Annotated in this window: 4 protein-coding genes (1 of these 4 running past the window's edge); all 4 read right to left on the reverse strand. The window is 71.2% G+C overall.

The window, feature by feature from the left end; translation table 11 throughout:
• Positions 1 to 8693 carry the start of a hypothetical protein gene (locus PBV52_RS46875; RefSeq protein WP_274247873.1) on the reverse strand. It extends 23725 nt beyond the left edge of the window, so 8693 of the gene's 32418 nt are visible here — the first part of the coding sequence; the start codon lies at positions 8691 to 8693; the stop codon falls past the left edge of the window.
• Between the two features lie 34 nt (positions 8694 to 8727).
• The gene (locus PBV52_RS46880) at positions 8728 to 9126 is read right to left on the reverse strand and encodes a WXG100 family type VII secretion target (RefSeq protein ID WP_274247875.1); all 399 of its coding nucleotides are present in this window, start codon (positions 9124 to 9126) and stop codon (positions 8728 to 8730) included.
• Between the two features lie 82 nt (positions 9127 to 9208).
• Positions 9209 to 9667, reverse strand: coding sequence for a YbaB/EbfC family nucleoid-associated protein (locus tag PBV52_RS46885; RefSeq protein WP_274247877.1), 459 nt, complete (start codon positions 9665 to 9667; stop codon positions 9209 to 9211).
• 234 nt (positions 9668 to 9901) lie between these two features.
• On the reverse strand, positions 9902 to 11251 hold the full coding sequence (locus tag PBV52_RS46890; protein ID WP_274247879.1) for a hypothetical protein: 1350 nt from the start codon (positions 11249 to 11251) through the stop codon (positions 9902 to 9904).
• Positions 11252 to 12921: the final 1670 nt, after the last annotated feature.

Genomic DNA, 12921 nt, shown 5'->3' on the forward strand with positions numbered 1-12921 from the left:
TCGCCGAGCGCCCGGCGCAGCTCGCGCGGCACGTCCCCCCGCAGCTCCTGCAACGCGCCGATGAGGTGCTCATGGAGGGCGTCGAAGCCGGAGCGGATCGCGAACCGCTCATCCATGTGCGCACGGTGGATATGGCCCAGTTGCCGGTCGGCGGTCCTGCGCTGACCGCGCACGGTGGGCTGCGCCTCGCTGAGGCTGTAGTCCACCGGCTTCTCCGACGGGTTGCTGCTGAGGAACTTCTCGTACTCGTCGTAGAGCGCCTGCGAGATGCGCGCCTGGGCGGCCCAGGGGCTCACATAGTCGCGGACGAACACATCGATGGCCGACCGCTTGCCGGCATGGTCGTTGATGCCGTTCTTGAGGTGCTCGGGAGCGTGCCTGTCGAAGTACGCCTCCACCTGCTTCCTCGACAGGTACTTGTCGCCGGGGTCGCGCAGCCTGGGGTTGTTGTGGTGGGCCGCGACGATTTCCCGGAGCGTCCTCGCCATGCCCTCGTACCTGGCGGGACTGACGAAGCCGTTGCCCTCGGTGAAGACGGGGTACTCGGGCATGCCCTCGTTCGGGACGCCGAGCTTGCCGCGGAGTTCGCTGATGGGCCGGACATCGCCCCAGGAATCTGGTCGGCCGTCCGTCTCTCCGTCCGTGTAGGTGCGCAGCGAGTTGGGCAGGGCCGTCCGGCGGAGCTGTTCGAGGGAGCGAGGATTCCTGATGCCGAACTGGTTGGACGCGAAATGCTTGTCGACGTTGAGGTCCTCCGGGGCCTCGCCGTGCCGGTACTCGGAGAGCCCGGACTGGTGCTCGGTGACCGCGCCACGCGAGATCTCGTTGGCGACGCGCAGCGGCACCAGGAAGGACCGGATCATCGGCTCGGCCGCGTTGTCGGCCTGGTACTTGTCGATCCATTTGATCTGACGCAGGGGCTGGCCGACGCTGACCCAGAGAACCCTTTCGCTGTGGTCGTCGGCTCCGGTGTGGATCTGGACGACGCCGTTCCCGTCCTGACCGACGTCCTTGAACCGCGGTTTGTCGACGCCCAGTGCGTCGCCGAACACGGCCGAATAGACGGGCACATACGGTTCACGGTCGATGACGACGACCTCGGGGATGTCGCGGTTGATGAAACCGCCTCCCCTGGTGCCTCTGACGCGGCTCGCGCTCACGTACTCGGCGCCGGGCACGGCCATGGCGCGCCGATCGGCGTCGAAGGGGTTCAGAGCCCGGTGCGCGATGTTGACCGACTCGTCGGCGTACTGGGTGTCCGGAAGGGTGTCGATCAGCTGCCGGACCTCGCGGACCCAGTCCGCCCGGTGCTGCGGAGCGACACCGTCCAGGAACGTGCCGATGCTCTGCCGCAGTCGCTCGGGATCAGGGTGGGGCCTGACCACCATGCTCTTCAGTTCGTCGCGGAACTGCCCGAACCGCTCGTGCTCCGCGGGGTCCACCGGGGTCCGGCGGGCATTCGGCGCCGTCGTCCGCGCCGCGGTCGACCCCGTCAGCGGGTGGTCGCGGACGACCGGGCCGGAGTCCGCGGCGTTCTCGATGGCTGCCAGGTACTCCGCCGGAACGCCCGGGGAGGGTGCCTCGATGACGTCGGCCATGATGCCGCTGCCGCTGGACTTCCCGGCGCTGTTGCGGAAGACCGAGTCCGCGGCGTAGTAGGTGTCCGGCAGACCGGTGAAGTGACCGAACTCGTGCAGGCCCAGCAGGTCGTTGAGCTGCTGCCGCCGCACCAGTTCGGCGGGGCCGAGCTCGGGAGCCTCGCTGTGCATCCGCAGGTGCAGCTGGTCGGAGCGGCCGGGCTCGGGCGACAGGCTGAGCTCGATCGCCTCGGGGTGGTCCGGGACATGGCTCAGGTCGAGGTCGATGTGGAGCTGGTCGCCCGAGCGGGGAAGCCGCAGGCCGGTGTTGAAGTGGCCGTCCAGCGCCTGCCGCCAGCGGGCCTCGAAGTCCCTGAGCATGTCCTGGTGGAAGCCGTCGCCGAACCGCACCGGCAGATGCAGGCTCAGGTTCCGCACCCAGCGGCCGTCCTCGGCCTGGATCCGGCGCACCCAGGCCCGGATGAGGGTGCTGCTGCCGGGCAGCGTGCCGTCGCCGGCCGGCCGTCCCCGCTCGGGGTCGAAGCGCTCGGTCCGCAGCTCGCTGCCGACCGCGTCGGCCCGGCGGTGCCGCCACTGCTCGGGCCGCACCGGATCCGCCGCCGGAAACTCCAGCTGCTGCGACGGGTGACCGACCCCGCTCCGTTCGGCCGATGCCCCGGCCGGCGCCTGCGAGGTCCGTCGGCCCCCTGTGCCCAGGAGACCCTCCGCCGTACCGCCCTCGCGCCGGCCCTTCGCCAGCCTCTCGGCCAGCTTCATGCCTTCGTAGTCCCCCCGGCCGGGACCGCCGTGCAGGTGGATCTCCTGCGCCACCCGCATGGTGTGCCAGTACTGCTCGGGATCGCGTTTGAGCAGCATCGGACTGATCAGGCGGTGCCCAGCCACGGAGTTCAGGGGTTCGTCGACCTCCAGATCGAACGGGTTGGACCTCCGGGTGACGAAGACGGCGCTGTCCCAGAGGGCGTGAGACTTGCGGAGCGTCATCTCCGCCAGCCGCTGGGCGAACCGCCGCAGTTCCTCCGGCACCTCCACCGGCCCCGACACCGGGGTCTCGGCGGCCATGGCGGTCCTGCCCCGCTCCAGGAGCTGCTCGACCTCCTGGACGGTCACCGGCCTCGTCACCTCGGTGTTGACGGAGGTCGGGTCGAACCTGGGGTTGGCGGTCCACTTGCCCCTGATGTGCTTGTGCTGCGCGTCCTTGATGTACTGCGCCTGCTTGATGAACTGCGGGCGGATACCACCGGGGAACGCGATCTCGTGCTCTTCGGTGTGCGGGTTCCCGGCCTTCGCGCGTTCCACATCGGCACCGAAGTCCTCGGGCAGATCGTCGAACCGGTGGTCCTTCAGTGTCTCGTTGACGTCGATGCCGCCCGGCGCGTGGATCTCGTACCTGAACTTCGCGGGGTGGGTGTAGTTGTCGTCCTTCGACGTGCTGACGAACATCGAAGGGCCCCACGCGACGACGTACTTCGCCATGTCGGCGTTCTCGGTGCTCTTGGACGCGAAGCCGTGCTTGAAGACGACCTTGGGCGGCCGCAGGTCGTAGCGCCACAAAGGTTCGTAGGAGTCGCGCCAGACGACGCCCTCCGGACGCAGACCCGTGAGGTCCAGCGTGCGGTCGACGGCCGCGGCGAGCCGGTCCGGCACGATCAGCGACTGGCCGCGCGGCGCTCCGTCCTCGCCGAATTCCCAGCGGAGCCGCGTCTCCTCCTGCCCCGGCACCGGGAGGGTCACCGCCATCCCGCCGTCACCCGTGCGCCGGATGTCCGCGCCCGGCACCGGAGAACCGTTCCTGTCGATCAGCCGCGGCGCGTTGACCACACCGGACGGGGTGTCGAACCGCGCGACATGGTGGATCCCCGGCAGCGGCACGTCCCGGTACCTGAAACCGCCGTCCGCCCCGAAATGCAGTTCCTCCCCGGTGCCGGTGCCGGTGCCGGTGCCGGTGCCAGTGCTGGTGCTGGTGCTGGTGCTGGTCACGATGAAGCTTCCGTCCGCGCCGGCCCGCACCGAGCGGTCGGGGAGCGGCAGACCGTCGGGGCCCACGAGCTCCAGCCGATCCGGGGTCGCGGAGGTCGCGTCACCCGGGACCCGCATGATCCGCGCCCCCTGCTCCGACAATGCCCCGGCCCCGAGCAGAGGCAGCTCCGCCGGCCCCTCGGAGGTGCGCGCCTGACCGCCGAGGGTGGCCGCACCCGACGCGTCCGCACCCGACGCGTCCGCGGTCGGGCTTTCGCCGGACGACGGGGCCTCGACAGGGGCGCCGCGGACGTCAACCCGCTGTTCCGTGGGCGTTCCGGCCTCGTCGAGCCGGGTCGGGCCGTCGCCCGGGAGCGCCAGATCCACCGTCGGGCGGCCGGAAGCACCACCCCGCAACATCTCCCGTACGACATCGACGCCGCGCTCTGCGGCCAGGCCCTGGGCGACCTCGATGGCCTTCGCGATGCGGTCCGGCGCTCCCTGGTTCTCGTGCAGGGTCTGCGCCACGCGCATGGTGGACCAGAACTGCTGGGGATCACGCTGCCGCATGCCCTCGCCGGGGCGGCCGAAGGCCGGCGGGAAGGGGTTGTGCTGCGCGGTGACGCGCGAGGCCTCCGTCCAGAGCTGACGTGCCGTCGGCTCGTCCAGCTTGCCGAACCGCTGCTCGGCGAAGTGGTGCAGCGATGCGTCGGGCGCGACGTCGCGGACGTCCTGTTCCGTCGTTCCGTCCTGGACGTCCTGCGCGCCCAGCACGTCGGGGGCGTTCTGCCACAGCTCGGTCGTCGAGGGCTCCTCGGCCTGCGTCGCGGGACGCACCCCGTCGGCCTGCCGCTGGACCGGGGAATCGCCGGTCTCCGGACCGGGCCGCGTCACGGACGGCGTCGCCGAGGTGTCCTGGGCGGGCGTGGGGGTGGAGTCCTGGTGCTCGATCTCCGCGAGGGTCCGCTCCAGGTCCTCGATCTGCGGGACACGCGAGGGCATGGTTGCCCGGTCGACGCGTGGACCGGATGTCGGCGCGGTGGGCAACTCCGTTTCGGCCGCGGGACGGGAACGCTGGGCCTGCGTCACGTCGGACCCGGGGCGAGGCGCGGCGGGCTCGACACGCTGCGGCTGCGCCTGCGCGGACGTCGCCGGCTGCCCCTGGACTGCGGGCGCATCGGCCGGACGCACCAAGGGACTCACCGGTGCACTGGGCAGACCCTCGATTTCGGAGGCGATCCGGTCGGCCGCCTCGTCGGACAGCGGCACGCGCGGCTCGTCCCCGACGGGGCGCTGCTCGGACGGGACCGTGGCATCGGCGCCCGGCAGGTCCGACAGCGGACCGGGCCGACCGGCGGCGGTCGATGGCTCCGGGCGGGGCGTCGGTGCGGTCGGCTGGACGGCGTCGGCGCTCGGCTGGGTTTCCGGCCTGCTGGTGGGGGCGCTGGGCAGGTCGTCGAGCTCGTCCAGGGTGAATGAGGTGTGCTCGTCGGGCTCCTGGCGTAGGAACTGCTGCTCCTGTTGTGTGGTGGTCGACGGCTCTGGCCGGATGGCCGGTGCGGTCGGCAGGGCGTCCGGCTGGGTGGTGCCGGCGCTCGGCTGGGTTACCGGCCTGCTGGTGGGCACGTCGGGCAGGGCGCCCAAACCGTCGGTGGGAGCGGTCGGCAGGGCGTCGGGCTGGGTGGTGGGGGCGCTGGGCAGGTCGTCGAGCTCGTCCAGGGTGAACGAGGTGTGCTCGTCCGGCTCCTGGCGCAGGAACTGCTGCTCCTCCTGCGTGCGCGCGAGGTCCTGCTCGGTCTGCCTGGAGACGCCTTCCTGGACCAGTCGGTCCAGTCGGCTCCCGGAGCCCGAGCCGGAACCCGTACCGCCGGACTCCGTTCCCCCGCCGCGACCGGACCCGGCACCGGGACGGTCCGAGCCCGGCGCCGGCCGTTCGATCTCCTGCTGGAGTTCGCGGCGCAGCGCGGCGGTGTTCTCGTCGGGGGTCCGCACCGTGGCCAGGCGCTGCTGCGCCTGCTCCAGTCGCTGCTGCGTCTGCTGTACGACCTCCTCCGGCGCGCGGGTCCGGCGCTGCTGGGTGAGCTGGTCGCGCAGCTGGGTGACTTCCTGCTCGTGGGTGCGGACCTGCTCCAGCCGCTGCACCTCGCTGACCTGGCGCTGCTGCTCCCGGTCGGCGAGGTGGTCCTTGAGCTGCTGCTCGGCGGTCCGCGCCTCCTGCGGGCTGTCGGCCGCTTCCATCCGCCGTATCAGTTCGGCCTCGCGCGGGTCCTGGTGCGACCCGTCGCCGCGCAGCTCCTCGAACCGCCGCATGAGGTCCGCGTTGGCCGCCGTGGCAGCCGACCCCTGGCCGCCACCAGAAGCTTGCTGACGTAGCCGTTCCTCCAAGTGCCGCGTCTGCTCCTCGATCTGACGGTCCGTGTGCTGCTTGAGCTCCTGCTGTGCCTGGCGCGCCTCCTCCGGCGTCCGGGCGTTCTCCACCTGCCGCAGCAGGTCCGCCCGGTGTGCGTCCGCCTCCGGTGCGCCGCCCGGGTTCAGCACCGTGCGCAGCTCCGCCATCCGCCGCTCCACCGGCGTCCAGCCGTTGAACTTCGCCTGCGCGTCGAGCGCCTGCCTGCGCTCCTGCGGCGTCGTCGCGGCATCGACGCGCTGCTGCAGCACGCCCTGCTGGTGCACGCCCAGCTCGTGGATGACCTGGGCCCGCTCCTGCGGGCTCGTCGCGGCATCGAGCTGCTGCCGCAGCTCCGCCTCGCGCGAATCCTGCGGCGTACCGGCGTTCAGACTGTCGAGCCGCCGCAGCAGGTCCTCGTCCGCCGCCTGCGTCCGGGCATCCTCCTGCGCGTTCAGGCGCTCGGTGAACGACTGCTGCTGCTCCTCGATCTGACGATCCGTGAACTCCTTGAGCTCCTGCTGCGCCTGGCGCGCTTCCTCCGGCGTCCGCGCGTTCTCCACGTTCTGGACGAGCTGCTCGCGCTGCGGATCGGTGGCGGGCAGCAGCCCTTCACGCAGCTCGTTCAACTGCCGCTCCTGCTGCGTCAGTTGGTTGTGCGCGACCAGATCGCGCAGCGCCTGCTCGGTCTCCTGAGGCGTGGTCGCGTCCTGCAGCCGCTGCAGCAGCTCCTGCCCGCGCGCATCCGGCAGCGCCCGTTCGCGCAGCGCGTCCAGCCGTCGCTCCAGCTCGGTCTGGGCCGTGCCCTGGCGCACGTCGTCGAGCTGCCGCTGCATGTCGCGCTGGTTCTGGAAGTCCTGCAGCGTCTGACGGGCTTGGGACACCTCCTCCGGCGACCGCGCCGACTCCTCCTGAGCGATCGTCCGGCGCCGCATGATGTCGGCCTCTGGATCGGACTGCGTCAGGCGGTCCATACGTTGCTGGACCTGCTGGTGCCACTCCAGGTCCTTCTGCAGCGCCTCCCGCGCGGCCGGGTCGCTGACCGTGGTCAGCTCGCGGCGAAGCTGCTCCACTCCCGAGTCGAAGGAGCGCGGGCCGTTGTCCGACACGACTTCGACCGGAAGATGACGCTCGACGAAGTCGGTGTACTCCTTGAGCTGGCTGTCGACCAGGACCGGGTTGCCCGTTTGCTGCGCCTGCTCCACGGCGTCCACCTGGGAACGCCAGGCGTCCTCGTCGACGCCGAGATCGCGCAGCTGGGAGAAGCCGTTCTCGACCTGGGTGTCCACATGAGCGCGGAAGTCCGCGAGCCGCTGGTCGAGAACCTGTTGTTCGACCGTCGTCCGGAAGTCCTGCAGACGCCGGCTCGTCTCGGCCCAGTCGCCCGAGCGGGCCGACTCGCGCACCGAGTCGGCCCGCGGCCGCCACTCCGACTCGGGCAGCCCGGCCGACCGCGCGATCCTGCTGAGCTCGTTGACGCGGGTCTGCACCTCCTGTCGCAGCGGAGGCAGGGTCCCGGTCGGCGCGGAGGGAAGGTCGGTGACGAGCGTGCTGGGCGACGGGTCCGGCAGCTCCGACGGGTCGAACGGCTTCGGAGCGTCCGGCAGATCGAGGTCTTCCTCGCCGGGACGCTGGCCGGTCGAGTCCTCTTGGGGCACCTGTCCGGTGTGCTCGTCGGGCACCTGTCCCGAGGTCTCTTCGGGCACCTGGCCCGAACGCGCGGGTGTCGTGGGTGTCGTTGAGGGAGTGAGTGTCCCGGGTGCCGTCGAGGTCGTGGCGGTCGCGGGTGTCGCGGGAGTCGTGTCGGTCGTCGGAGTCGTGGAGGACGTGGGGGCGGTTGGGGTGCCCGACTGGCCCTCGCCCGGATTCGCGTCCTTCAGCAGGTCGGGAAAGGACGGGATGTCGATCTTGGGCACACTGATGTGCTCCGGCGACACCCCGTCTCCCGCGCTGTGCCCGCCATGCCGGCCGCCACCTTCGAGGGCCCCGCCGATCGCTTCGGAGAGCGTGCCCAGCCCGAGGTTCTGCCCGGGACTGAAGACGTTGGTCACCGCGGTCGTGGTCAGACCGGTCAGAGCGCCGTGAGTGACATTGCCGAGGAAGGAGTCGGCGAACTTCGGGGCCAGGTGGCGCATGATCTGCCCCAGCCCCCCGCCGAGGGCCCCGCCGATCGCACCCATCTCCGCCGCGCCCTTGGTCTTGCTCAGGTCCCAGTGCGTGCGGTCGCCCTTCAGGAACTGGATGACCTGCACCGCGACATCCATGCCGACCTGCATCACGATGTTCGACAGAACCGCGATGAACAGCTCCCGCAGGATCGCCTGAACCGCGAACCGGCCCGCCGTGATCACGGCCGGAATCGCCGCCGACCCGAACAACGTGGCCGTCAGATACGCGATTTCCGCGGCCATCCATGCCAGATTCAGGATGATCATGTACTTCGCGTACTCGATCTCCAGCGCGATGTTGTCGGCCATCACACCGAGTTGCGCGGCCGACGTCGCCATCACGGGCAGAGTCGAACTCAGGGCCGTGACGAACTGCCCGAACTGCTCCGCCGGAGCCCCGGCCATGCTCTCGAACGTCGCCGCCGTCGCCGGATTGAGTTCCCCCAGGAGCTGGTTGATCTCCTGCGCCGCCGCGTTCCAGACCGCACCGAGTTCGGCGAGCTTGTCCTCGTTCCCCTTCGGGAACTCGTCCCCGACGGCGATCTTGGCGACGAATCCCAATTCCGGTGGTAGCTGGATGCTCATGAGTTACGAGACCTCTCCCACCGGAAACAACACGTCAGCCGCGCGTGGAACCGCGGTGCGAACCACCGGACGTGTGGGTGTCCGGGACGGAAGGCGTGTGGGTGTCGGTGGTACCGCGCTCGAAACTGCGGGCGGTCTTCGTGTTCTGGTCCTCGGTCGCGTTGAAGCCCTTCGCCATGGTCTCCAGTCCGTCAGCCGTGCTGTCCAGCACCTCGACGAGCCCCTTGAGCCCGTCGACCATGTCTTTCCGAGGGGTGAGGTACTGCTCCGCGAAAGCCTTTCCCATGGAGTCGTCGCCCCAGCAGTCGCCGAGCTCGTTCAGGCGCGACTCGAGCCGGGTGACGAGCTGCCTCATCTGGTCGGAATAGGCCCGCACGTTGGGAGCGTTCTTCGCCAGCGCGTCAGGGTCCACCGCGAAGTAGTTGGAAGACACCGCGACCTCCTTCTCACATCAGCTCAGGGGGAGAAAACCCCGGACTCCGGGATTGTTCGGGATTGTGGATTCCGGGGTTTCGTCAGGCGACCGGAGGCCGTGCGATACGGGGGCCGGACCCTCGGCCGGGACGGCCGCTGGCGATGTACTCCTGGACCTCGTCCGCCATGGGCGGCGTCTCCGGCAGCAGTCCGCCCAGATCGGCCTTGCCCTGGAGCAGGTCGGCGGCGGACATCCCCGCGGGAAGGTGACCGGACAGGACCTCGGCGACGTCCGCCATGGCTGTCGCCCGGGCCTTCTGGATGGTCGTGATGAGCATCTGGGAGAGCTCCACGGGAGCCATGCGCTTGTAGGCGCCGGTAGGGAACTCGATCTCCGTGACCTCGCCCTGCGAGTTGACGGTGACCTTCAGAGCCTGCCGGGGAGCCGTCGCGCTCGCCTTGACCTCACGCATCCTGCGCTGCAGTTCGCCGACCTGCGCGCGCTCCCTGCGATACGCGCCCAGCAGCTCTTCTATGTGCTGGTCGTACGGACTCGACATGGTGCTCCTCTCCCACCTGCTGTGACGCCCCCGCCCAGCGGGGAAGCTTGCGCCCCGGTCACGCAGAGTCGTCAGGGACAGCAAACATGCCGCCGAGTGCTCCGTAAGCCTGATTCGGCAGGTCATGACCCGAAGGACACCGACCTCTGCCCCAACGACCCGGTACGGCGGACGCGGCGGAAATTCCCGGCACGTCCGCCGCACCGTTCGCGCGCCGTTCGCGGCTCTGGGCGGTCAGCCGATCTCGTCGGCCCGCTGGGGAGCCGCCCCCCAGGAGTCGGCGCCCTGCCTCAGCAGGTCGGCGATGCCGCGGCCGCTCTTCGCCTCGTCACCGTCCTCCTCCGGGCCGTCCTCGTCCTCCTCGTCCTCATCCTCGTCATCAGGCACTTCCGCGGTGCTGAGCAGCATCCCGGCGTACCCCGTGACCGGCGGCGGCAGCTCCTCGGCGGCCGCGGCCTGGGAGCGGTCGGGCCGCCAGGTGGCCAGGCCCGGGCCGGTGACCGGCTCGGCGGAGGCGTCGTCCGAGGAAGCGGAAGGCTGCGGGAAGCCGAGCCCGGCGGCGAAGACCGCGCCATCCGCGTCGCTCCACCCAGGCTCCTCCGCCACGGCGGCCGCGCCTTCCTCCGCCGGGCTCACTGTGCTCTCCGCCTCGTCGCCGCCGAGTCCGGCCTCGGACACCGCGCCGTCCTCGTCGCTCCACCCGTCGTCGTCGCTGAGGACGTACTTGGGCTGGAGCTCTTCCTCCTCCTCGTCCTCGGTACGGCGCCCCCCGAGCGCCCACAGCATCGCGGGGTCGGCAGCCCCCCACGCGCTGGTGTCCTCCGCGGCCTCCGCACTGGGGACCACGGCGACACGGCCTTCGTCGAGCCCGTCCGCAGCCGCGAAACCCGTGCCGGAGAGAGTCGCCCCGCCGACCGGTGCCCCCTGCGTCCCGCCCGGCAGGTCCCCGACCTCGGGGTCGGCCCAGCCGTTCTCCGTGTCCAGCAGCAGCCCCGAAGAGTCGGAGCGCTCGTCACCGCCCCTCGGAGCGGCCCCACCGGGCATCCCGTACGGCGGCATCATGCCGCCTTCCCGCGCGGCGGCTCCCTCGGCCGCAGCCGCCTCGCCGAGAGCGGCCTCCTCGGCGGCAGCCGTCGAGCCCTCGGCAGGCACCGACACCCCACCGACGCCCACCCGGGACGGGGTCGGCAAGGCCCCCGGACGCACCGGGGTCACCTCGCCCGGACCGCTTCCCCGGGTCGTCGGCGGGGCCGGCTGGACCGACCCCGGCTGCGGGACGGGCAGCGGAAACGGAGCGGGAACGGGCACTGCGTCGTGGTCGCGGTGGTCCCGGGCCTCGGCCGTCGCGGGGACATCGGCACCCGTCACACCGCCCCCGACGCCGGGCGGCACCGCCGTACCCGTGCCCTGATGCACCAGTCCAGGCCCACCCGCGGAAGCCCCCGCGGCCGATCCGACCTCGCCCTCCCCGGGCACCTCACCATGCGGGTCCGACCACGGCTCGACATCGCCCGACACGAGCCCGGAGGCATCGGACCGCTGCTCGTCCCTCGGCGCGCCACCGGCTCCGGGCGCCATCGGCATGAACGGCATCCCAGCACCAGCACCGGCATGGCCTTCCGCCGGGACCGAGCCGGGGACCGGGGCCTCGCCCAACGACACCCCACCGGCGCCGGCCCCGACGCCGGGAATCCGGATTCCACCGGCGGTGCCGTGATCCAGCGATTCGGACGGCATACGAGACACAGGGCCACTCGGCGCGGAACCCGTAGGCAGCGACACGTACGGCGTGGATCCCGTCGGCAACGACACGTGCGGCAAGGATCCGTTCGGCACGGACCGACCAGGCACCGATCCGTTCGGCAACGCCCCACTGGGCAGCGGCATCACCGAACCCGGCACCTGCCCGATCGACCCATCAGCACCGGTGGCGGGCGTCACCAGTCCGGCTCCGCCCGCGGCGGCACCCGTGGTCGGTGAGATTTCACCCGTGGCTGGGGGTTCAACGCCCTGTCCGGACCATGGTTCGACGCCGCGCGATACGAGTCCGGAGGCGTCGGACCGTTGCTCGTCCCTCGGCGCGCCACCGGCTCCGGGCGCCATCGGCATGAACGGCATCCCAGCACCAGCACCAGCACCAGCACCGCCAGCGGCATGGCTTCCCTCTGGGGCCGAGCCGGGGGTCGGGGCTTCGCCGAGCGACACGCCACCGGCGCCGGCACTGGTGCCAGGCAGTGTGATGCCGCCGGCGGCACCGTGGTTGAGCAGGTCAGACGGCATACGGGAGGCAGAGCCGCTGGGCGCGGACCCGTTCGGCAGCGACACGTTGGGCACGGATCCGTTGGGTACGGAGCGTCCTGGCACCGATCCGTTCGGCAGCGCCCCGTTGGGCAGTGGCGTCACCAGTCCGGCTCCGCCCGCGGCAGCACCCGTAGTCGGTGAGATTTCGCCTGTGGCCGGAGGTTCGGCGCCCTGTCCGGACCACGGTTCGACGCCGCGCGATATGAGTCCGGAGGCGTCGGACTGTTGCTCGTCCCTTGGGGCTCCACCGGCTCCGGGTGCCATCGGCATGAACGGCATCCCGGCGCCACCAACAGGCGCCTTGGCTGACGGCCCACCCGAACCCGAGCCCGCGCCGGGAGCGCCCATCAGCGACACCCCGCCGGCACCGGCACCCGCACCGGTGCCGGGCAACTTCACGCCACCAGCGCCACCCTGGCCCAACAAATCAGACGGCATGCGGGAAACAGGAACACTCGGAGCGGACCCGTTCGGCACAGAGCTGTTCGGTAGCGAAACGTTCGGTACGGAGCTGTTCGGTAGGGAGCGTCCTGGCACGGATCCGTTCGGCAGCGCCCCGTTGGGCAGTGGCGTCACCAGTCCGGCTCCGCCCGCAGTGGCACCCGTGGTCGGTGAGATTTCGCCTGTGGCTGGGGGTTCAACGCCCTGTCCGGACCATGGTTCGACGTTGCGTGATACGAGTCCGGAGGCATCGGACCGCTGGTCGTCCTTCGGTGCGCCACCGGCTCCGGGCGCCATCGGCATGAACGGCGTCCCCGCGCCACCGACAGGCGCCTTCGTCGACGGCATACCCGAGCCCGAGCCCGCGCCGGGAGTGCCCATCAGCGACACCCCGCCGGCACCGGCACCCGCACCGGTGCCGGGCAACTTCACGCCACCAGCGCCACCCTGGCCCAACAAATCAGACGGCACCCGAGACACAGGAGCGGTCGGGGCAGACCGGCTCGGCAACG

Source organism: Streptomyces sp. T12 (assembly GCF_028736035.1).
Taxonomy (GTDB): Bacteria; Actinomycetota; Actinomycetes; order Streptomycetales; family Streptomycetaceae; genus Streptomyces.

Coding starts and splice junctions, on each gene's coding strand:
- PBV52_RS46885 (WP_274247877.1), bottom strand. CDS start 9,667: ATGTCGAGTCCGTACGACCAGCACATAGAAGAGCTGCTGGGCGCGTAT.
- PBV52_RS46890 (WP_274247879.1), bottom strand. CDS start 11,251: ATGCCGATGGCGCCCGGAGCCGGTGGCGCGCCGAGGGACGAGCAGCGG.